The following is a 21,382-nucleotide window of genomic DNA, read 5'->3' on the forward strand; positions in this document are numbered from 1 at the left end:
GTTTTTTTAGGAGGAAATAATTATGTCAAAAGGTTTAAAGCTATCAGAAATCTTAGTAACAGTACTGATAGCAGTTGTATTTGCAATAATTTATAACTTATGGTGGTTACCATACAACTTTGCTCAAGTAGCAGGGATTCACTTAGAGCAATTAACTTATGGGGTTTGGTTTATGGCTGCTGTAGTAGCATATTTAATCATTCCTAAACCAGGTATCGCTTTAATAGCTGAGTTTGCTGCAGGTGCTGGTGAAACGATTGTAATGGGTAAATTCGATATTCCAACTATCATCTACGCAGTTTTACAAGGTTTAGCATGTGAAATTGTATTTGCTATTTTCAAATATAAATCACGTTCATTAATGGTAGCTGCTTTGGCTGGTTTAGCAACTGCATTAATCTCATTCCCAGTTGATTATTTTTATGGTTATTTAAAAGATGTAGCTGCATGGAACTTAGTATTATTTATTGTTTTCCGTGCAATCAGTGGCATTGTACTTGCAGGAATACTATCATGGTTAATTGTTAAAGCGCTTGATCAAACAGGCGTTACTAAATTATTCCGCCCTGCTTCTCAAAAAGATTACGACAACCTATAAGGGGAAATTATTGTGTTAAGAGTTAAAAATTTACGCCTAAAATACCCAAATGGTAATCGAAAAATATTCGATAACTTAAATATTGAAATTAAAGATAAACAAAAAGTGCTTTTACTAGGTCCCTCAGGATCTGGTAAAAGCACATTGCTTAATGTTTTAAGTGGTATCGTTCCTAATCTCATTGAACTTCCAATGAAGTATGATGAGTTAGAAATTGATTCCCATTCTGGAGTAATCTTTCAAGATCCAGATACACAATTTTGTATGCCTAAGGTATATGAAGAATTAGCATTTGTACTTGAAAATAAACAAGTGCCTCGTCATGAAATGGATCACCAAATTGAAGAGGCTCTTGCTTCAGTAGATTTAAAGGTTACTGAAGATACTTTCGTTAATAACTTGAGTGGCGGTATGAAACAGAAATTAGCAATTGTAGAAACCATTTTACAAGAAGCTAATACCCTTTTTTTAGATGAACCTACTGCCATGTTAGATGTAGATGCTACAGCAGATTTATGGAAAAAATTAATCCATTTGTGGGCAGATCAAACAGTGCTTATTGTAGAACACAAAGTGGAACATATTTGGGAATATGTTGACCGTGTTATTTTAATGAATTACGAAGGTGAAATTATCGCTGATAATACCCCACATTATATTCTTCAAAATTGTGAACCTTTGCTTTCAGAATATGGAGTATGGCACCCTCATGCCTGGGAACACGCCCCCAATTCAAAAGCACTATACCCAGATAAAAATGAAATATTATTAGATTATAAAAATGGGGAAATTATTCGTGGTAAAAAAGAATTGTTTACTGTAGATGACTTAAGTGTTTATCCAGGAGAATGGATTACTATTACTGGTAAAAATGGAGCCGGTAAGACTTCTTTATTAGAATCTATTCTGCAATTAATTAAATACAAAGGACACATGTTCTATCAAGATAAACAATTGAAAAAAATAAAAGATGCTGCTAAACACATGTATTTAGTTTATCAAAACCCTGAACTTCAATTTATCACTAATTCAGTGTATGACGAAATTAATATTCATTATAATCATCTAGACCGTAAAGCTGCAGAGAACGAAACGCAACAGTTATTAAAACTTTTACATTTAGACAATGTTAAAGATCAACATCCTTTTGAATTATCAATGGGCCAAAAGCGTCGTTTAAGTGTAGCAACTGCTTTAAGTTCAAAAGCTGACATCATTTTACTTGATGAACCCACGTTTGGTTTAGATAGTCATAATACATTTCAATTAATAGAGTTATTCCAAGAACGTGTGTCTAATGGTCAAACAATTATCATGGTGACACATGATCCTGAAATCATTCATCGTTATCCAACTCGCCAATTAAATGTTGAAAATGGACGACTTAAAGAGATGGTAGGTGAATGTCATGTTTGAACGCTGGAAAAAACATTATACATTCGTTGATGATGTTAATATCATCACTAAATTATTACTTGGAGTAGCTTTATTCTGCTTTGTTATTTTTGTACATAATTTTGATTATATGATCTATATAACAATATTAATGTTCATTTTTTTACTTGCATTTAATGGTACCGCATTTAAAATTACTGGTTCATTTATATTGGTGTCTTCTTTATTTGCACTATTATCTTCTTTATTTATGATTTTATACGGTGATGGTACACATATGATTTTTAAATGGGGCATTATTCAAATTAGTACTGAAAGTATCGTCAGAGGGATCCACCTATCTTTACGTACAATAACAGTTTCTATGTTTGGGGTTTTAATCGCCTTAACTTCACAAATTGTTATGATTTTTTATAGTTTGATGCAACATTTAAAAGTTAAACCTAAAATTGCTTATGCATTTATGGCTGCGATCAGAATGGTTCCTCTCATTTTCACATCATTTATTCAATTGAGACGTTCGTTAAAAATGCGTTATCAAATGATCGATGCTTCAAATTATAGAGGAATCAAACGTCTAAAACATTTATTAATTCCTATATTAAGTCAAAATATCCGTCGTGCACATCAGCTTTCTGTTGCGATGGAGTCTAAGGGCTTTAAAGATGGTCCAAGAACGTATTATTATAAAGCACCTTTTTCTTATAAAGATATTTTATTTTTATTTTGCTTTGTAGCCATTTTAATAATTGCATTTTACCTTTCACAATACTTACCTATCACTGGGATTACTGATGCTCGTGTATCAGAATATACAGCTTAAAGCAAACAATGAGGGCGTATCAGTCACAATGTGATACGCCCTCATTGTTTAATATTATTATTTCAATGCTTTATTTCCTATGTCGTGACGATAGAATAGATTATCGCTTTCTACTTTTTCCACGTTACTATAAGCTGCTTTTTGCGCTTCTTCAATTGTTGCCCCTTTTCCAACAGCTAATAAAACTCTGCCTCCTGAAGTAACGAAGGCATCATCTTCTTTACGTAAACCACTTACGAAATAATTTTCATTTAATTCGAATCCTGTTACTTTGGCACCTTTCTCATAGCTACTTGGATAGCCTTTAGATGCTAACATCACACCTACGACATAGTCATCTTGCCATTGGAAACGGATAGGTTCTTTACGGTCTAAAGCGACGATTTGAGCCATTAAATCACTTTCTAAACGACTTAATAATACTTGGGCTTCAGGATCGCCAAAACGCGCATTAAATTCTATGACTTTAGGGCCTTCAGATGTTAAAATTGCTCCAATATAAAGCAATCCAAAGTACTCATACCCTTCTGCTTTCATCGCTTTCGCAATAGGTTGAGCAATTTCTTTATCCGTACGTTTTAGAACATCTTCAGAAATATGAGGGACTGGACAATACGCGCCCATGCCACCAGTATTTGGTCCTTCATCGTTATCATAAGCACGTTTATGATCTTGGGCGATACAGTCAAATGGTACTGCATAGTCGCCGTTGATAAAGGTCATTAATGAGAATTCTTCGCCTTCTAAAAATTGCTCAAATACAACTTTGCCTTGTTCTTCTGGATATAGGGTTTTGACCGCTTCAATCGCATCTTCACGTGTTTCAGCGATAATGACGCCTTTACCAGCTGCCAAACCATCTTTTTTAGCTACAATTGGCAACTCGCATTGATTTACATAATCAAGCGCCTCAGTTTTAGAATTCACTTCTTTATAATCCGCAGTTGGAATATTGTATTTTTCCATTAATTGCTTAGCAAATAATTTTGAACCTTCTATTTGTGCTGCTTCTTTATTCGGGCCAAACACTTTAACATTCGCTTGACACAATCGATCAGATAAACCATCAATTAGCGGTTGTTCAGGACCGATAACTACCCATTCAACATTATTTTCCTTTACAAACTTTAAAATAGCTTTATGATCATTTTCAGCAATTTCAGTATGTGTTTCTGCCATATGCTCCATAGCATCATTGCCTGGAATAGCAAATAACTGTTGAATCAATGGCGATTGATGTAATTTAGAAACTAAAGCGTGTTCACGTCCACCTGCACCTATAACTAAAACATTCATCTAACTAGTCCCTCCATCCCTTTCAATATTTTATTAGTGTTTAAAGTGACGCATACCTGTCATTACCATAGTAATGCCATATTTATTAGCCATATCGATTGAATCTTGGTCTTTAATTGAACCACCAGGTTGAATAATCGCTTTTATACCATGTTTAGCTGCGAGCTCCACAGTATCATCCATTGGGAAGAATCCGTCAGAAATCAACGCAACGTTATCATTGATTTCAATTGCACGTTCTAAGGCTATTTTCGCAGAGCCTACACGATTCATTTGTCCAGCGCCGATACCTACCGTTTGTTTCGCATTACTTAAGATAACCGCATTACTTTTTACAGATGGAATCACTTTCCAACCAAGTAACATTGCTTCCCATTGAGCATCTGTTGGTTTCGTTTCAGTCATTACTTTCATATCTTCTTTAGAAACTTCATAGTTATCTTTATCTTGAACTAAGTAACCGCCTGACACTGATACAAATTCCTCTTCTCTATTATCAATTGTCATATCAATTTCTAATAAACGGATATTTTTCTTTTTAGTTAAAATGTCTAACGCTTCATCAGTAAATCTTGGTGCGATAACTACTTCTAAAAAGATAGCATGCAACGTTTCAGCGAGTTCAGCCGTTACCGTTCTGTTTATAGCAACGATGCCACCAAAGATAGATTGATTATCCGCATCATACGCATTTTTGAATGCCTCTTCAATTGAGTTGCCTATACCCACGCCACAAGGATTCATATGTTTCACTGCTACAGCTGCTGGTTCATTAAATTTCTTCACTAAAGATAATGCTGAATCAGCATCTTTAATATTGTTGTAGCTTAATGCTTTACCGTGTAATTGCTTAGCACCTGCAATGGTATGTTTGCTTGTAGATGTGCGAACAAAGCGTGCTGATTGTTGTGGATTCTCTCCATAACGTAATTGTTCGCTATCTCCCTTGAAGAAACTTACAATTGCATGGTCATACTCGTTTGTATGCGCAAATACTTTAATCATTAATTCTTTACGAAACGCTTCATCTAGGCGATCAGACTTAACTCGTTCAATCACTTCATTATAATCTGCAGGATGCACGATTGTAGTCACGTGTTTAAAGTTTTTCGCTGCCGCACGTAACATTGTTGGACCGCCAATATCTATATTTTCAATGGCATCCGCTTCAGTTACATCTGGGTTTGACACTGTTTTTTGAAAAGGATATAAGTTTACGACTACCATATCGATTAAATCAATATGTTGTTCTGATAGTTGCTCAAGATGTTCAGGTTTGTCACGGTCGGCTAAAATTCCCCCATGTACCGCTGGATGTAACGTTTTAACGCGTCCGTCCATAATTTCAGGAAATTGAGTTAAATCAGACACAGATTTTACTGGCACAGAAGCTTCTTCAAGCGCACGTTTCGTACCACCAGTTGAATATAATTCGTAATCTAAGTCGCTTAATGCTTTAGCAAATTCTACAATTCCACTTTTATTTGAAACACTTAAAATTGCTTTTTTCATGATTTACTTAACTCCTTACTTGATGACCTTAGCAATAACGCTAGGATAAAGTTCATACTCTAAATGTTTAACACGTTCTTCTAATGCTTCTTTAGTATCGTCCGGTTTAATATCACATTGTCTTTGTTCAATAATTTCTCCCGTATCCATGCCACTGTCAACATAATGGACAGTTGAGCCAGTCACATTATCACCACTATCGAACGCTTGTCCAATAGCATCTTTCCCCTTATATTTTGGCAATAATGATGGATGGATATTTAATATTTTACCTTCGTAAGCGTCTAATAAATCAGGACCTATCAATCTCATATAACCTGCAAGAATAATCCATTCTACTTCTTCATGTTTTAATAGTTGAATCAAATGTTGCTCATATGCAGATTTAGATTCAAAATTTTTAGGTTCATTGATATGTGTCGCTACTTTTAGCTTATTTGCACGATCAATACAATATGCATCGTGATGGTCTGTAAATAATGACGTAATCTCAATGTTGTTAAGTTCACCTTTGTCTACTTTTAATACGATATTTTCAAAGTTACTGCCTGAACCAGAAGCAAAGATAGCTACTTTAGTCACGCCTCTACCCCCTCTAAATAGATAGGCGTATCTTTATCTGTAATAATTTCACCAATTTCATATGCTGAAATGCCTTCATTATTTAATATTTCAATCGCTTTTTTAGCTTCTTCTTTATCCACAATAACCGTATAACCTATTCCCATATTAAATACGTTATACATTTCTTGAGTTTCAATTTGAGCCTGTTGTTGTAACCATTCAAATACTTTAGGCGTTGGGAATGATTGAGTATCAATCTTCGCTGCTAAGCCTTTAGGTAAGCCACGTGGGATGTTTTCGTAAAAACCGCCACCTGTGATATGATTCATGCCTTTTATTTGGACAGCCTTTTTCAGAGCAAGAATAGGCTTAACATATAACTGTGTGGGCGCTAAGAACGTATCTAGATACGTACGTCCATCGAATTCATCATTTAAATTAATACCTGATTCTTTAATTAATTTACGGACTAAACTATAACCGTTTGAATGAATACCGTTTGAGGCAAGACCAATGATAGCTTGACCTTCTTGAATCGCTGAGCCATCAATGTAGTCTTCTTTCTCAACTGCACCTACCGCAAAACCTGCAAGATCATATTCACCCTCATGGTACATTTCGCCCATTTCTGCAGTTTCACCACCGATTAAAGCGGTATTAGTTTCTTCACAACCGTCACTTACGCCTTTAACGATTTGTTCAATCACTTCTGGCACCACTTTATTTGTAGCAATATAATCTAAGAAATAAAGTGGTTCAGCACCTGTAGTTAAAATGTCATTCACGCACATTGCTACGGCATCGATGCCAATGGTATCGTGTTTGTCATTATCAATTGCTAGCTTTAATTTAGTGCCTACACCATCCGTGCCAGAGACGAGAACGGGTGCTTTCATATTTAATTGTGATAAGTCGAATGTTGCACCAAATCCTCCTAGACCGCCAAACACTTCTTTACGCATCGTACGTTGGACGTGACTCGACATTCTTTCAACTGCTTCATAACCTGCGTGAATATCAACACCTGATTGTTCATAAGCTTTAGACATGGATATTACCCTCTCTATCAAAGTAGTGTTTATGATTGTTAATATAATCCTTTTGACGTTGACTCAAGTTTTTATAATAATTCTCTTCGTAATCGAAAAGACCTGCCGGATAGTCGCCCGTGAAGCTTTCTACACATAAGCCGTGATATGGCGCATCGTAATCTAAACCAATCGATTCAATTAACCCCTCAACGCTTAAATATGCTAATGAATCTGCGCCAATATATTCACAAATTTCTTCTGGTGATTTACTAGCTGAAATCAATTCAGCCGTTGTTGAGACATCAATACCATAGAAACTTGGGAACATAAATTCTGGAGAGGCTATACGTACGTGAACTTCTTTTGCACCTGAATCTTTCAACATTCTCACAATGCGTTTACTTGTCGTTCCTCGCACAATAGAATCATCAACCAAGACAATACTTTTTCCTTCAACAATATCTTTAACAGCAGATAATTTTACGCGAACACCTTGCTCTCTTAATTCTTGAGTGGGTTGAATAAATGTACGTGCCACATATTGGTTTTTTACTAAGCCCATTTCATATGGCAAGTTGCTTTCTTCAGCATACCCACTTGCGGCTGATAGTGATGAATTAGGTACACCAATGACCATATCAGCATTAGCTGGACTTTCTTGAGCTAATTTTTTACCAGACGCTTTACGTACAGCGTGAACATTTTTCCCAGCAATCGTAGAATCCGGACGTGCAAAGTAGATGTATTCCATCGCTGAAATTGCAGTATTCGTATGACTTGTATAAGATTTTACTTCAATACCATCTTTGTTAATTACGACGTATTCACCGGCGTGAATATCTTGAACAAATTCAGCACCTAATACATCAATCGCACATGTTTCACTTGCTAAAATATATGTTCCATCTTGCATTTTACCGACTACAAGCGGACGGATGGCATTAGGATCAACTGCCCCATATAGTGCGTCTTTAGTTAAAATCGCAAAAGTGAAACCACCTTTAATTTGACGTAAACTTTCTTTTAAAGCTTCTTCAAAAGTTGGTGCTTTACTACGACGAATTAAATGCATGATCACTTCAGTATCAGATGATGAATGGAAAATAGCCCCATGTTTTTCTAAATACTGACGAAGCGCTTGCGCGTTAATTAAGTTACCATTGTGACAAATCGCTACGCTCATATCGTAGAAGTGGTAAAGGAATGGCTGAATATTTTCAATACCTTTATTACCAGAAGTAGCATAGCGCACATGACCAATAGCGTTATGTCCTTCTTTAAGATTCTTCATTTGAGGCGCTTTAATCGCTTCAGTTAATAAACCTAAACCACGTTCGCCTTTTAATGTTTCACCATCTGAAACAACAATACCTGCACCTTCTTGACCACGATGTTGTAAACTATGAAGTCCCATATAAGTTAATTGGGCTGCTTCAGAATGATTCCATATTCCGAATACTCCACACTCTTCGTTTAATCCACTGTAGTTAAACATTTTTCGATGGCTCCTTCCCAATTTTCTTTGATATCTGAGACTTTTTCTACAATAGTAGTTTGAGCATTTGAAACATTAAATTCATCTACATCTGTTAATTCACCGATTTCAACAGCATTGTCGATATCCAGTGTTTGACCTTCTTTTACTGCAATCACGTAGCGACCTTGTGTTTCACTAAATAACTGCGCATCTGTAAGATCTACATGAGCCGATAAACCAAGACTATGATAAGCACTAATACGTGCTAACGTAATTAATAAACCGCCTTTACCAACTGTTTGTACATGAGAAGCGACACCATTTCTAATTGCTGTTTTAACCGCTTCTCCTTTTGCCACTTCATCACTTAAATCGATAGCTTCAAATTCGTGATTAACTTTGCCGTATAATAACTTTTCAATTTGACTGCCGCCGAAATCGTCTTTAGTTTCTCCAACAAGATATAATTTGTGTCCAGCTTTAGGATGGAAGTCGTTTAAATAATCAATATCTTCAATTAGACCTACCATACCTACTACAGGCGTTGGGAAAATAGATGTACCACGTGTTTCGTTATATAATGAAACGTTACCAGAAACGACAGGTGTTTTTAGCACTTCACATGCTTCTGCCATCCCTTTAGTAGAATCAATTAATTGTTGGTAGATTTCTTTCTTTTCAGGTGAACCATAGTTTAAGCAATCTGTTATAGCTAATGGTGTTGCCCCAACAGCGATTAAGTTACGATATGCTTCTGCTACAACCATTTTTCCACCTTCATAAGGTTGGTTAAAGACATATCTTGCTTCACCATCAATTGTAGAAGCAACAGCTTTATTTGTGCCTTCTACACGTACAACTGAAGATTGTAAGCCTGGTTTAATAATTGTATTCGCACCAACTTGTTGATCATATTGTTCGTATAGATAATGTTTTGAAGCGATTGTTGGGTGCGTTAATAGTTTTTCAAATACATCTTGAGCATCGATAGCACTATAATCATTTTTAGATGTATTATATTCTTTTTCTTCACCTTCTAAAATGTAAACAGGCGCTTCATCAGCTAACGATTGAACCGGAATATCTGCATAGACCTCATCTTCGTATTTAAGAACGAAGCGGTCAGTGTTTGTTACTTCACCAATGATTGCGCTATCAAGTTCATGTTTATCGAATAAGTCTAGGAATTTTTGTTCTGTGCCTTTTTCAACTACTAATAACATTCTCTCTTGCGTTTCTGAAAGCATCATTTCATACGGTGAAATACCAGGTTCGCGAGTTGGCACTTTATCCAAGTGTAATTCCAAACCGCTTCCGCCTTTCGCTGCCATTTCAGATGAAGAAGACGTTAAACCAGCAGCACCCATATCTTGAATACCGACTAATTCGTCAAATGTAATAGCTTCTAATGTCGCTTCCATTAACTTTTTACCAACAAATGGATCACCAATTTGGACTGATGGACGTTTACTTTCACTTTCTTCAGTTAACTCTTCTGATGCAAAAGTAGCCCCGTGAATACCGTCACGTCCTGTTTTCAAACCTACATAAATGACTGAGTTACCTTCACCTTTAGCAGTCCCTTTTTGAACCATGTCGTGGTCAATGACACCTACACACATAGCGTTAACTAATGGGTTACCATCGTAACGATCGTCAAACTCAATTTCACCAGCAGTTGTTGGAATACCAATACAATTACCATAACCACCGATACCACGAACCACACCTTTAAGTAAGCGTTGATTTTGTTTTACTGATAGTTCACCAAAACGTAAGCTATTTAATAAATTAATTGGTCTAGCGCCGATAGAAACGATGTCTCTAATAATACCGCCTACACCAGTTGCTGCGCCTTGATACGGTTCAATTGCAGAAGGATGGTTATGAGATTCTACTTTAAATACAACAGCTTGATTATCACCAATATCAACTACCCCAGCGCCTTCACCTGGTCCCATTAATACATGTTCACCAGTTGTTGGGAATTGCTTTAAGAATGGCTTAGAGTGTTTGTAAGAACAATGTTCACTCCACATTACAGAGAAGATACCGACTTCAGTAAAGTTAGGTTCTCTGCCCAAAATTTCACACACTTTATCATATTCTGCATCACTTAAACCCATGTCTTGATAGACTTTTTCAAGTTTAATTTCTTCAATACTTGGTTCGATAAACTTAGACATTTTGTTCCCTCCAACTATTAACCATTGCTTCGAATAATTTCACACCGCTATCAGTGCCAAGAATTGTTTCAAGTGCTCGTTCTGGATGTGGCATCATTCCACATACATTACCTCGCTTATTAACAATACCCGCAATATGCTCATGAGAGCCGTTTGGATTATCTTCATAAGTTAAGATAATTTGATTATTTTCAACTAATTCTTCATACATTTCATCTGTACAATAATAATGACCTTCACCATGTGCTACTGGATAAACTACAATTTCATTTTCACCATAAAGATTAGTGAATGAAGTTTGATTATTAGCAATTTTCAGTTTTTCATTTCTGCTAATAAATAAATGAGAATCATTATGTAGTAATGCGCCAGGTAATAGACCTATTTCCGTTAAAATTTGGAATCCATTGCAAACACCTAATACAGGTTTACCTTCTTCAGCGAAACGTTTCACTTCATCAATAATCGGCGCTACGCTTGCCATTGCACCTGAACGAAGATAGTCACCGAAAGAGAAACCACCTGGAATGAGTACCCCATCAAAACCTTCTAATGATGTTTCTCGATAGTCAACATATTCTGCTTCAGCGCCTGACTTAATTGCTGCATTGTACATGTCTCTATCACAATTTGAACCTGGAAATACGAGAACTGCAAACTTCATCTTATGCATTCTCCTTTTCATCTACAATTTTGTAGCTATATTCTTCAATAACTGTATTCGCAAATAATTTTTCACTTAACGTTGTGATAATATTATCCACCGCTTCATCTGTAGCTTCATCAACAGTCATATATAATACTTTACCTACACGAATGTCATTTACTTGTTTATACCCTAAATCATGTACTGCTCGATTTAAGGCTTGTCCTTGCGTATCTAATACCTGTGGTTGTAGTGTGATGTGAAGTTCAATCGTTTTCATTATTTAAGTTCCTCCAATTTATTTAAAAATGTTTGGTATGTGTCAATAAGTGAACCAGTGTCATTTCTGTAAACGTCTTTATCAAAGTTAGTATCTGAATCTTTATCCCAAATACGGCAAGTATCAGGAGAAATTTCATCAGCTAATAAAATCTTGCCATCTTGTGTTCTGCCAAATTCAACTTTAAAATCTACCAAACGTAAATTCATTTCATCCATCAGTTGAATTAGCACACGATTGATATCTTTTGCCATCGTTTTTAATGTTTCTATTTCTTCATCATTAGCAATATTAAGAAGTTTAACGTGATCATCTGTAATAAGTGGATCATTTAAATCATCATTTTTGTAAAAAAATTCTACCAATGGTGCTTCAAATTGATGCCCCTTTTCAAAACCTAAACGTTTTGTAATAGAACCAGTTGCGATATTACGAACCACTACTTCTAGTGGAATAATTTTGACTTCTTTGACTAATTGTTCTGTCTCGGATAGTTGTTTAATAAAATGACTCTTAATTCCTTTTTGATTTAAATAATCAAAGATAATTGAAGTAATTTTATTATTTAAACGCCCTTTACCTTCCATAGTGTCTTTTTTCGCGCCATTTCCAGCTGTAACTTCGTCTTTATATTCCACTCTTAATTGATGCGGTGTGTCAGTAGAAAAAATTCTTTTTGCTTTACCTTCATATAATAGAGACATGAATTATTCTCTCCCTTCAAATTCCTTGAGCATTTTAGCTTCTGTATCATCAATATCATCAGTCAAAATAGTCATATGGCCCATTTTACGGTCAGGTTTACGTTCAGATTTGCCATAAATATGAATATGCCATTCAGGATGGTCACTAAATTTATCCTCTAGCAAGTCTAAATCGCGACCTAGCAAATTCATCATGACGGCAGGTTTCAATATTTCAACTGAGTTTGGAAGTGTTTGTCCTGTAACTGCTAAGATATGTGTATCAAATTGTGAATAATCACAAGCTTCGATTGAATAATGTCCGGAATTATGAGGACGTGGTGCAATTTCATTTACAAATAAGTGATTATCTTTATCTATAAAGAATTCAACCGTAAATGTTCCAACGAAATGTATTGCTTCAATAATTTTATTTACTTCATCTCTTGCTTCTTGTTCTTTATCGCTTCTCGCTGGCACGATAGTTTTAAATAGTATTTGATTGCGGTGTTCGTTTTCTTGTAATGGGAAATAAGTGATTTGCTTTTGATTACCAATGGTTACTGTTAAAGAAACTTCAAGTGCTAAATCTAAATATTGTTCCGCTACACATTCTTGATTAGAAATAAGTGCTTTAGCTTCTTCAATATTTGTTTCATCTTTAACTAGTATTTGTCCTTTACCATCATAACCACCAAAGCGTGTTTTCAGAATGAAAGGATAGCCTAATTCATTTATAGCCGTTTGGAGGTCATCATTACTTTGAACAGACAAGAATGGAACAATTTTAGAACCAGCTTGCTCTAATGTTTGTTTTTCAGTTAATCTGTCTTGTAATAATTGAATGGCTTGATAACCTTGAGGAATATTAAATTGTTTAGTTAGGTGTTGAAGTTGGTCGGCCGAAATATTTTCAAATTCATAAGTAATCACGTCAGTTTTTCGACCTAACTCTTGTAATGCTTGTTCATCATCATAAGCGGCATTAATAAATTCATGCGCCACTGGTCTACATGGACTATCGGCATTAGGATCTAAACATACGACTTTAAATCCCATCTTTTGAGCAGATTGTGCCATCATTTTGCCCAGCTGTCCTCCGCCGATAATACCAATCGTGTCACCAAACTTTAATTTATTGAAGTTCATTTTGCATCTCACCTACTTTATCTACAAGTGATTGTTCATAATTTTCTAAATTTTTACGAACACTTTCATTACCAATACTTAAAATTCTCGCCGCTAAAATTCCGGCATTCTTTGCACCAGCTGTACCAATGGCTGTAGTTGCAACAGGAATACCACCAGGCATTTGTACTATTGATAATAATGAATCTAAACCTTTTAAACTTTTAGACTCGATAGGAACTCCAATAACCGGTAATGTCGTCATCGATGCTACCATCCCAGGTAAATGTGCTGCTCCGCCTGCACCAGCGATGATAATGTCATAACCATCTGTTCTCGCTTGACTTGCAAAATCGAACATTAACTTTGGCGTACGATGTGCAGATACTACTTTTTTATCGTACGGAATTTCAAATTTCTCTAACATTGCGCAACTTTCTTGCATAATCTTCCAGTCTGAGGAACTACCCATAATGACTGCTACTTTCACTTTGTACACCCTTTCAAAAGTTTGAAATTTAGATACGATTAGTTGTATATTACAGATATAGCATAACAATCATTACATGCTTTTTCAATTAAAAATCGAACTTTATCGATAATTTTTAATTTAATTTACGTCTTTTGCCAAAAATTTGACGTAACTAGAGCTTGAAAGTTAAGCTATAATTATGAGTTAAACAAACAAGGAGGAATTTTTTGTGGTTGCAAAAATTTTAGATGGGAAACAAATTTCTAAGGACTACAGACAGGGATTACAAGATCAAGTAGAAGCTTTAAAAGAAAAAGGCTATACTCCTAAATTATCTGTTATCTTAGTGGGAAACGATGGCGCTAGTCAAAGTTACGTTAATTCTAAAAAGAAAGCTGCTGAAAAAATTGGCATGATTTCTGAAATTGTTCATTTAGACGAAGATACTTCAGAGGAAGATGTATTAAAAGAATTAGATCGTTTAAACAATGATGATTCAGTAAGTGGTATCTTAGTTCAAGTTCCACTTCCTAAACAAGTAAGTGAACAAAAAATCTTAGAATCAATTAATCCTGATAAAGACGTTGATGGCTTCCATCCTTCAAATATCGGTAAACTATACATTGACGAGCAAACATTTGTACCTTGTACACCTCTAGGTATTATGGAAATCTTAAAACATGCTGATATCGATTTAGAAGGTAAAAATGCCGTTGTTATTGGTCGTAGCCACATTGTTGGTCAACCAGTTTCTAAATTATTATTACAAGCTAATGCGACTGTAACTATTTTACATTCACGTACTAAAGATATGCAAAGTCATTTAAAAGATGCTGATGTTATCGTAAGTGCAGTTGGTAAACCTGGTCTTGTAACTAAAGATGACGTCAAAGAAGGCGCTATTATTGTCGATGTAGGTAATACACCAGATGAAAACGGTAAATTAAAAGGTGACGTTGAATTTGACGAAGTTAAAGAAGTAGCTGGCGCAATTACTCCTGTTCCAGGTGGCGTTGGTCCTTTAACAATCACTATGGTACTAAACAATACTTTATTAGCTGAAAAAATGCGTCGTGGCATTGAATAATTCTATCGATTGTAAATGTAATTGATTATTAAAAAAAGGGATCATAAGCGAATTTGTATCGCTTATGATCCCTTTAATATTTGGTTTAGTTATTAAACAGCCACACTTAATTTAGGTACAAATGTTTCGAAGTGGATACGGCTTTGGTCAATATTCATTTCTTTCAATAATTCAATAACTGATTGAAGAAATTGAGTGCCACCACATACGTATACTTCTGTTTCGCTACTAATAAATTTATCTAAATATTCTTTAGTTAAATATCCATTTGACGCTCTGTCATATAATTCATAATTAACTGTTTCTGCTTTTTCACTAATATCTTTTAATAGTGAAGTAAACGGTGTATCATTTACATCTCCAGTCACTTGAATGAATTGAGCCTGGCTACCTTTATCAGCGACTTCTCTAAACATTGAAACTAATGGTGTAACACCAATTCCAGCTCCAATAAATAATTGTGGATGTTCAGTATTTTCTACCATGAAAGGTCCAACTGGCGCTGATAAATTAATGTCATCGCCCTCTTTTAATTCATCATGTAATATTGTTGATACTTCACCTTCATGATCTGTAGTAACATCTCTCTTAACTGCAAATGTTAAATGTGTTTTGTCTCCACCAACGATAGAATAATGACGTTTTGCACGATAAGGCATTTTGCTACTACTTACATCTACTGTAATGTAGTTACCAGGGATAAATCGACTTAAATCATATTCATCTGAAGTTACTGTAAATGCTTTAATATTTGATGATAGTTGTTCTATTTTTTCAATTTTGAATGGTTTAAATCCATCCCATAACATTTTACTGTAAATATCTTTTTCAACTTGAATAAATACATCAGCGATTTCTTGATATGCTTTTTTCCAAGTTTGAATAATCGGATCCTCATCATCAAGGCCTACGACTGCTTTGATTGCTTCGATTAAGTTCTCTCCTACGATATCGTAGCCTGCAGGTGGAACTTGTAAAGCACAATGTTTATAAGCGATTTCTTTAACAACCGGCAAAATATTAGCTAGATTTTCAATATTAACTGCCGCTGCCAACACACTTTGAGCTAACGCAGTTGATTGGAAACCCTTCTGCTGGTTAGTTTGGTTAAACATATTTTTTAATTCAGGATGTTGATTAAACATTCTTTTATAAAAATACGATGTTATTTCAGTACCTTTTTCTTGTAAGACAGGCACTGTTTCTTTGATAATTGCTTTTTCCTGTTCATTTAACACTAAAATCACTCCCGTAATATTTAAATTGTACTAATTACAAATTTATTGTAATACATTTTAAAAAGTTAAAGCTAATAAAAGTTAGTATTTTCACAAAATGTTCAATTTACATAAACTTAATATATATTTTTCTTTATATTATTTTAATTTTAGAAGTTATACGCTATATTAAGACTATAGTATGATGTATAATGTCAGAAAATAAAGTATAGTTTAAATAAACAAAACAACGATTTATTATTTCGGAGGTTAACGTAATGAATAAACTAATACAGTCACTTTCAGCGCTCGGAGTCTCCGCAACTCTTGTTACCCCAAATTTAAGTGCCGAAGCAACGTCTAATCATGCCCCTGAACTTAAAGGTGTCAATGATATCGTGATTGCAAAAGGTCAAAATTATAATTTGTTAAATGGAATTAGTGCTTTCGACAAAGAAGATGGTGATTTAACTCATAAAATTACAGTTGATGGTCATGTGGATACATCAAAAGTCGGAAAGTATAAAGTACAGTATCATGTCATCGATTCAGATGGAGCTAAAGAGACATCTACTAGATACATAGAAGTCAAATAAATGTCATATTTATAAAATTCAGATGAGATATAATTCTCATCTTTTTTTATGCTCAAATCCCTTGAAAACGTTGAAAATGATAACGTTTCTCAACTACAACAACTTTAGACTTAATTTTGTCATTTTTCACAGAATAGACACATAAATTTAACAAATCTTATATTCCCCGTCATTTCTATTCTCATTAGTTTTTTACTATTTATAAATATAATTTTTTTTCTATAAGTACTTGTAAATATTGCGTAATAAACTAATATTAATGATAAGCCCTACATTTGTAGTATTAGGAGGTCAAAAAAGTGTCAAAATTTAAGTCTTTGCTTCTAATGTTTGGGACGCTTGTTTTACTTAGCGGGTGTTCGAACATAGAAGTATTTAATGCAAAAGGGCCAGTAGCAAGTAGTCAGAAGTTCTTGATTATCTATTCAATCATCTTCATGCTTGTTATTGTTGCTGTTGTTCTTACTATGTTCGCTGTTTTTATTTTCAAATATAGCTACAATAAAAATAACGAATCTGGTAAGATGCACCACAATTCTTTAATTGAAACAATTTGGTTTGTGGTACCGATCATTATCGTTATCGCTTTAGCTATTCCAACAGTTAAAACGTTATACGATTATGAAAAACCACCTGAAAGTAAAGAAGATCCAGTGGTGGTTTATGCAGTAAGTGCTGGATATAAATGGTTCTTTGCTTATCCAGAACAAAAAATTGAAACAGTTAATACATTAACTATTCCAAAAAATCGTCCAGTAGTATTTAAACTTCAATCTATGGATACGATGACTAGTTTCTGGATTCCACAATTAGGTGGTCAAAAATATGCCATGACTGGCATGACAATGGATTGGACTTTAACAGCCGATCAAACAGGTACTTTCAGAGGACGTAACTCAAACTTCAATGGTGAAGGTTTTGCTCGCCAAACATTTAAAGTTCACTCTGTAGACCAAAAAGATTTCGATGCTTGGGTAAAAGATGCTAAAGGTAAGAAAACAATTAGCCAAGATGAGTTTGATAAACAAATTCTTCCAAGCACACCAAATAAAGAATTAACATTCAATGGTACGCATATGGCATTCGTTGACCCTGCAGCTGATCCAGAGTACATCTTCTATGCTTATAAACGTTATAATTACGTTCAAAAAGATCCAAACTTCGTTGCAGAAGACAAATTATATGAAGATGTTACAGATAAACCTCAGAAACCAGCTCGTAAGGTTCAAATTACAAACGCTAACTATAAGCGTCATGGTATGAAGCCAATGATTTTAGGCAACAATGATCCTTATGATAATGAATTCAAAAAAGAAGAATCTCATAACTCTGAGGAAATGGAAAAAATCAATAAAGGAGCTAAAGACGAAAATGCGTCTAAGCTTCAGCACAAAGACAATGATCATGGAGGTGAACATTAATGAATTTTCCATGGGATCAATTGCTCGTTAAAGGTAACTGGATGATTACAATGGCCCAAATTGGTGCGCCATTCTTAGTTATCGGACTTATCGCAGTAATTACTTATTTCAAATTATGGAAATATCTTTATAATGAATGGTTCACATCCGTAGACCATAAAAAAATCGGTTTAATGTACTTAATCTGTGCTGTACTTATGTTCGTCCGTGGTGGTATTGACGCGTTATTATTACGTACTCAATTAACTATTCCAGATAACAAATTCTTAGAATCTAACCACTATAACGAAATTTTCAGTACACACGGTGTAATCATGATTATCTTTATGGCTATGCCTTTCGTTTTTGGTTTATGGAACGTTGTAGTTCCTTTACAAATTGGGGCACGAGATGTGGCATTCCCAGTTATGAATAACATCAGTTTCTGGTTATTCTTTGTTGGTATGATCTTATTCAACCTTTCATTCATCATAGGTGGATCACCAGCAGCTGGTTGGACAAACTACGCGCCTTTAGCTGGCGAATTCAGTCCAGGACCTGGAGTTAACTACTATTTAATTGCGATTCAGATCTCGGGTATCGGTACTCTTATGACTGGTATCAACTTCTTTGTAACAATATTAAGATGTAAAACTCCAACTATGAAATTCATGCAAATGCCAATGTTTACTGTAACAACTTTCATTACGACTTTAATCGTAATTTTAGCGTTCCCAGTATTCACAGTTGTTCTTGCATTAATGACAGCTGACCGTATATTCGGAACTCATTTCTTTACAGTAGCAGAAGGCGGTATGCCAATGTTATGGGCAAACTTCTTCTGGGTATGGGGGCACCCTGAGGTTTATATCGTTATCTTGCCTGCATTTGGTATTTATTCAGAAATCATTCCAACATTTGCTCGTAAACGTTTATTTGGACACCAAAGCATGGTTTGGGCAACTGCTGGTATCGCATTCTTAAGTTTCTTAGTTTGGGTTCACCATTTCTTCACAATGGGTAATGGTGCTTTAATTAACTCATTCTTCTCAATTTCTACAATGTTAATCGGTGTTCCTACCGGAGTTAAGTTATTCAACTGGCTATTAACATTGTATAAAGGGCGTATTACTTTCGAGTCACCTATGCTATTCTCATTAGCCTTCATCCCTAACTTCTTATTAGGTGGTGTTACAGGTGTAATGTTAGCGATGGCATCTGCTGACTATCAATATCACAACACTTATTTCTTAGTAGCCCACTTCCATTACACATTGGTTACTGGTGTAGTATTTGCCTGCCTAGCTGGTTTAATCTTCTGGTATCCTAAGATGATGGGTTACAAATTAAATGAAAAACTTAACATCTGGTGCTTCTGGTTATTTATGATTGGATTTAACGTATGTTTCTTACCACAATTCATCCTTGGATTAGATGGTATGCCACGTCGTTTATACACTTACATGCCATCAGATGGTTGGTGGTTACTAAATGTTATTTCAACTATCGGAGCATTAATGATGGCTGTTGGCTTCCTATTCTTAGTAGCAAGTATCGTTTACAGTCATATTAAATCACCTCGCGAAGCAACTGGTGATAACTGGGATGGTTTAGGACGTACTTTAGAGTGGTCAACTGCTTCAGCAATTCCACCTAAATATAACTTCGCCGTTACTCCAGATTGGAATGACTATGATACATTTGTTGATATGAAAGAACATGGTCGTCATTTCTTAGATAACCATAATTACAAAGATATTCACATGCCAAATAATACTCATACAGGTGTCTTCATGGGTATATTCATGTTAATCGGTGGTTTCTTCTTAATCTTTGATACTGTCGTTCCTGCAATTATTTGCTTAGTGGGTATTTTAGGAACATTGGTTTACCAAAGTTTCGTGCAAGACCATGGATATCATATCCCTGCTTCTGAAGTCGCTGAGAATGAAGCTCGCTTAAGAGAAGCTCGTATTAAAGAAAGGGAGGCTGTAAGTCATGAGTCATGATACAAATACTGTTGATTCACGTACGCATGAAGGTCAATTGAATAAACTTGGCTTCTGGATTTTCCTTACAGCCGAATTCGCGTTATTCGGTACCTTATTTGCAACGTTATTAACGTTGCAACATGGTGGCGATTACGGTGGCAAAATGACAACTGAATTATTCGAGTTACCACTCGTTTTAATCATGACATTTGCCTTATTAATTAGTTCTTATACATGTGGTATCTCAATCTACTACATGCGTAAAGAGAAACAAAACTTAATGATGTTTTGGATGATTCTTACAGTACTTTTAGGTTTAGTATTCGTTGGATTCGAAATTTACGAGTTCAGCCACTATGCCTCTGAAGGTGTAACACCTAAATTAAGTTCTTACTGGTCAAGTTTCTTCATCTTGTTAGGTACTCATGGTGCCCACGTATCATTAGGTATTGGTTGGATTATTTGTTTATTAATCCAAGTTGCTACACGTGGATTAAATAAATTTAATGCTCCAAAATTATTTATCGTAAGTTTATATTGGCACTTCTTAGATGTTGTTTGGATCTTCATCTTCACTGCCGTATATATGATAGGGATGGTGTATAGCGGATGAATACAATTGTAAAACACACAGTCGGCTTTATTGCCTCAATCGTTTTAACGTTATTAGCAGTTTTCGTAACACTATACACAAATATGACATTTCAAGCTAAAACAACTATCATCTTTGGTTTTGCTTTCATTCAAGCTGCAGTTCAATTATTAATGTTCATGCACTTAACTGAAGGTAAAGATGGTCGTTTACAATCGTTCAAAGTCATCTTTGCGATTATTATTACTTTAATAACTGTTATCGGTACTTATTGGGTTATGCAAGGTGGACATTCTCACCACTTATAATTTAATAAGCACCCTACTTCAAAAACCTGCATTGAAACATTTTCGTTTCATGCAGGTTTTTTTATACATATTTTTTAAGCATTTTATCTACAGCTCCCCT

At 35.0% G+C, this 21,382-nt stretch carries 21 protein-coding genes; 9 read left to right on the forward strand and 12 right to left on the reverse strand.

Annotation, left to right across the window (positions count from 1 at the left end; translation table 11 throughout):
- Positions 1-22 precede the first annotated feature (22 nt).
- From MT340_RS08760 to MT340_RS08770, 3 genes are read left to right on the forward strand one after another with little or no spacing between them, the layout of a single operon-like run.
- On the forward strand, positions 23-598 hold the full coding sequence (locus MT340_RS08760; RefSeq protein WP_243589611.1) for an ECF transporter S component: 576 nt from the start codon (positions 23-25) through the stop codon (positions 596-598).
- Positions 599-610: 12 nt separating this feature from the next.
- The gene (locus tag MT340_RS08765) at positions 611-2,014 is read left to right on the forward strand and encodes an ABC transporter ATP-binding protein (protein WP_243589612.1); all 1,404 of its coding nucleotides are present in this window, start codon (positions 611-613) and stop codon (positions 2,012-2,014) included.
- Positions 2,007-2,816: an energy-coupling factor transporter transmembrane component T family protein gene (locus MT340_RS08770; protein WP_243589613.1), complete on the forward strand. Its 810-nt coding sequence runs from the start codon at positions 2,007-2,009 to the stop codon at positions 2,814-2,816. Before MT340_RS08765 ends, MT340_RS08770 begins: the two co-directional genes overlap by 8 nt.
- A 57-nt stretch (positions 2,817-2,873) precedes the next feature.
- Here MT340_RS08770 and purD read toward each other — a convergent pair whose 3' ends face one another.
- From purD to purE, 11 genes are read right to left on the reverse strand one after another with little or no spacing between them, the layout of a single operon-like run.
- A complete protein-coding gene (gene purD / locus MT340_RS08775; RefSeq protein WP_243589614.1) occupies positions 2,874-4,112 on the reverse strand; it encodes a phosphoribosylamine--glycine ligase in 1,239 nt (412 codons plus the stop codon).
- A 33-nt stretch (positions 4,113-4,145) separates the two neighbouring features.
- Entirely contained in the window at positions 4,146-5,624 is a 1,479-nt protein-coding gene (purH, locus tag MT340_RS08780; protein WP_243589615.1) for a bifunctional phosphoribosylaminoimidazolecarboxamide formyltransferase/IMP cyclohydrolase, read from the reverse strand.
- A 15-nt stretch (positions 5,625-5,639) separates the two neighbouring features.
- Positions 5,640-6,206, reverse strand: a complete 567-nt coding sequence (gene purN / locus MT340_RS08785; protein WP_243589616.1) for a phosphoribosylglycinamide formyltransferase — start codon at positions 6,204-6,206, stop codon at positions 5,640-5,642.
- A complete protein-coding gene (gene purM, locus MT340_RS08790) occupies positions 6,203-7,237 on the reverse strand; it encodes a phosphoribosylformylglycinamidine cyclo-ligase (protein WP_243589617.1) in 1,035 nt (344 codons plus the stop codon). Before purM ends, purN begins: the two co-directional genes overlap by 4 nt.
- A complete protein-coding gene (gene purF, locus MT340_RS08795) occupies positions 7,230-8,714 on the reverse strand; it encodes an amidophosphoribosyltransferase (RefSeq protein WP_243603768.1) in 1,485 nt (494 codons plus the stop codon). The genes purM and purF overlap by 8 nt, the downstream gene beginning before the upstream one ends.
- A complete protein-coding gene (gene purL / locus MT340_RS08800) occupies positions 8,693-10,882 on the reverse strand; it encodes a phosphoribosylformylglycinamidine synthase subunit PurL (RefSeq protein WP_243603769.1) in 2,190 nt (729 codons plus the stop codon). The genes purF and purL overlap by 22 nt, the downstream gene beginning before the upstream one ends.
- A complete protein-coding gene (gene purQ, locus MT340_RS08805) occupies positions 10,875-11,546 on the reverse strand; it encodes a phosphoribosylformylglycinamidine synthase subunit PurQ (RefSeq protein WP_243589619.1) in 672 nt (223 codons plus the stop codon). The genes purL and purQ overlap by 8 nt, the downstream gene beginning before the upstream one ends.
- A gap of 1 nt (position 11,547) precedes the next feature.
- Positions 11,548-11,808 (reverse strand): phosphoribosylformylglycinamidine synthase subunit PurS, encoded by a 261-nt coding sequence (gene purS, locus MT340_RS08810; RefSeq protein ID WP_103297081.1) that lies wholly within the window; start codon positions 11,806-11,808, stop codon positions 11,548-11,550.
- A complete protein-coding gene (purC, locus tag MT340_RS08815) occupies positions 11,808-12,512 on the reverse strand; it encodes a phosphoribosylaminoimidazolesuccinocarboxamide synthase (protein ID WP_243589620.1) in 705 nt (234 codons plus the stop codon). Before purC ends, purS begins: the two co-directional genes overlap by 1 nt.
- Positions 12,513-12,515: 3 nt before the next feature.
- Positions 12,516-13,640 carry a 5-(carboxyamino)imidazole ribonucleotide synthase gene (gene purK / locus MT340_RS08820; protein ID WP_243589621.1) on the reverse strand — a complete coding sequence of 375 codons (1,125 nt, stop codon included), beginning with the start codon at positions 13,638-13,640 and terminating at the stop codon, positions 12,516-12,518.
- Entirely contained in the window at positions 13,627-14,109 is a 483-nt protein-coding gene (purE, locus tag MT340_RS08825) for a 5-(carboxyamino)imidazole ribonucleotide mutase (protein ID WP_243589622.1), read from the reverse strand. The genes purK and purE overlap by 14 nt, the downstream gene beginning before the upstream one ends.
- A 211-nt stretch (positions 14,110-14,320) precedes the next feature.
- Between purE and folD the strand changes: the two genes are divergently transcribed.
- Positions 14,321-15,178 carry a bifunctional methylenetetrahydrofolate dehydrogenase/methenyltetrahydrofolate cyclohydrolase FolD gene (gene folD / locus MT340_RS08830; protein ID WP_243589623.1) on the forward strand — a complete coding sequence of 286 codons (858 nt, stop codon included), beginning with the start codon at positions 14,321-14,323 and terminating at the stop codon, positions 15,176-15,178.
- 92 nt (positions 15,179-15,270) lie between these two features.
- Here the strand turns inward: folD and MT340_RS08835 are convergent, their stop codons facing one another.
- Positions 15,271-16,416, reverse strand: coding sequence for a globin domain-containing protein (locus tag MT340_RS08835; RefSeq protein ID WP_243603770.1), 1,146 nt, complete (start codon positions 16,414-16,416; stop codon positions 15,271-15,273).
- Between the two features lie 257 nt (positions 16,417-16,673).
- Here MT340_RS08835 and MT340_RS08840 point away from each other — a divergent pair, with 257 nt between their 5' ends.
- From MT340_RS08840 to qoxD, 5 genes are all read left to right on the forward strand, one after another.
- Positions 16,674-16,991: a DUF5011 domain-containing protein gene (locus tag MT340_RS08840; protein WP_243589624.1), complete on the forward strand. Its 318-nt coding sequence runs from the start codon at positions 16,674-16,676 to the stop codon at positions 16,989-16,991.
- Positions 16,992-17,290: 299 nt separating this feature from the next.
- Complete coding sequence (qoxA, locus tag MT340_RS08845) at positions 17,291-18,412, forward strand: cytochrome aa3 quinol oxidase subunit II (RefSeq protein ID WP_243589625.1); 1,122 nt, start codon at positions 17,291-17,293, stop codon at positions 18,410-18,412.
- Positions 18,412-20,400 carry a cytochrome aa3 quinol oxidase subunit I gene (gene qoxB, locus MT340_RS08850; RefSeq protein ID WP_243589626.1) on the forward strand — a complete coding sequence of 663 codons (1,989 nt, stop codon included), beginning with the start codon at positions 18,412-18,414 and terminating at the stop codon, positions 20,398-20,400. Before qoxA ends, qoxB begins: the two co-directional genes overlap by 1 nt.
- A complete protein-coding gene (gene qoxC / locus MT340_RS08855; protein ID WP_243589627.1) occupies positions 20,390-20,995 on the forward strand; it encodes a cytochrome aa3 quinol oxidase subunit III in 606 nt (201 codons plus the stop codon). The genes qoxB and qoxC overlap by 11 nt, the downstream gene beginning before the upstream one ends.
- On the forward strand, positions 20,992-21,282 hold the full coding sequence (qoxD, locus tag MT340_RS08860; RefSeq protein WP_103166768.1) for a cytochrome aa3 quinol oxidase subunit IV: 291 nt from the start codon (positions 20,992-20,994) through the stop codon (positions 21,280-21,282). Before qoxC ends, qoxD begins: the two co-directional genes overlap by 4 nt.
- Positions 21,283-21,382: the final 100 nt, after the last annotated feature.

Source organism: Staphylococcus sp. NRL 16/872 (genome assembly GCF_022815905.2).
In the GTDB taxonomy this organism is placed as follows: domain Bacteria; phylum Bacillota; class Bacilli; order Staphylococcales; family Staphylococcaceae; genus Staphylococcus.

Excerpts from the sequence above, each read along its gene's own strand:
- MT340_RS08760 (WP_243589611.1), top strand. The coding sequence starts at position 23 with ATGTCAAAAGGTTTAAAGCTATCAGAAATCTTAGTAACAGTACTGATA.
- MT340_RS08770 (WP_243589613.1), top strand. The coding sequence starts at position 2,007 with ATGTTTGAACGCTGGAAAAAACATTATACATTCGTTGATGATGTTAAT.
- purD (WP_243589614.1), bottom strand. The coding sequence starts at position 4,112 with ATGAATGTTTTAGTTATAGGTGCAGGTGGACGTGAACACGCTTTAGTT.
- purH (WP_243589615.1), bottom strand. The coding sequence starts at position 5,624 with ATGAAAAAAGCAATTTTAAGTGTTTCAAATAAAAGTGGAATTGTAGAA.
- purM (WP_243589617.1), bottom strand. The coding sequence starts at position 7,237 with ATGTCTAAAGCTTATGAACAATCAGGTGTTGATATTCACGCAGGTTAT.
- purF (WP_243603768.1), bottom strand. The coding sequence starts at position 8,714 with ATGTTTAACTACAGTGGATTAAACGAAGAGTGTGGAGTATTCGGAATA.
- purL (WP_243603769.1), bottom strand. The coding sequence starts at position 10,882 with ATGTCTAAGTTTATCGAACCAAGTATTGAAGAAATTAAACTTGAAAAA.
- purQ (WP_243589619.1), bottom strand. The coding sequence starts at position 11,546 with ATGAAGTTTGCAGTTCTCGTATTTCCAGGTTCAAATTGTGATAGAGAC.
- purS (WP_103297081.1), bottom strand. The coding sequence starts at position 11,808 with ATGAAAACGATTGAACTTCACATCACACTACAACCACAGGTATTAGAT.
- purC (WP_243589620.1), bottom strand. The coding sequence starts at position 12,512 with ATGTCTCTATTATATGAAGGTAAAGCAAAAAGAATTTTTTCTACTGAC.
- purK (WP_243589621.1), bottom strand. The coding sequence starts at position 13,640 with ATGAACTTCAATAAATTAAAGTTTGGTGACACGATTGGTATTATCGGC.
- MT340_RS08840 (WP_243589624.1), top strand. The coding sequence starts at position 16,674 with ATGAATAAACTAATACAGTCACTTTCAGCGCTCGGAGTCTCCGCAACT.
- qoxB (WP_243589626.1), top strand. The coding sequence starts at position 18,412 with ATGAATTTTCCATGGGATCAATTGCTCGTTAAAGGTAACTGGATGATT.
- qoxC (WP_243589627.1), top strand. The coding sequence starts at position 20,390 with ATGAGTCATGATACAAATACTGTTGATTCACGTACGCATGAAGGTCAA.
- qoxD (WP_103166768.1), top strand. The coding sequence starts at position 20,992 with ATGAATACAATTGTAAAACACACAGTCGGCTTTATTGCCTCAATCGTT.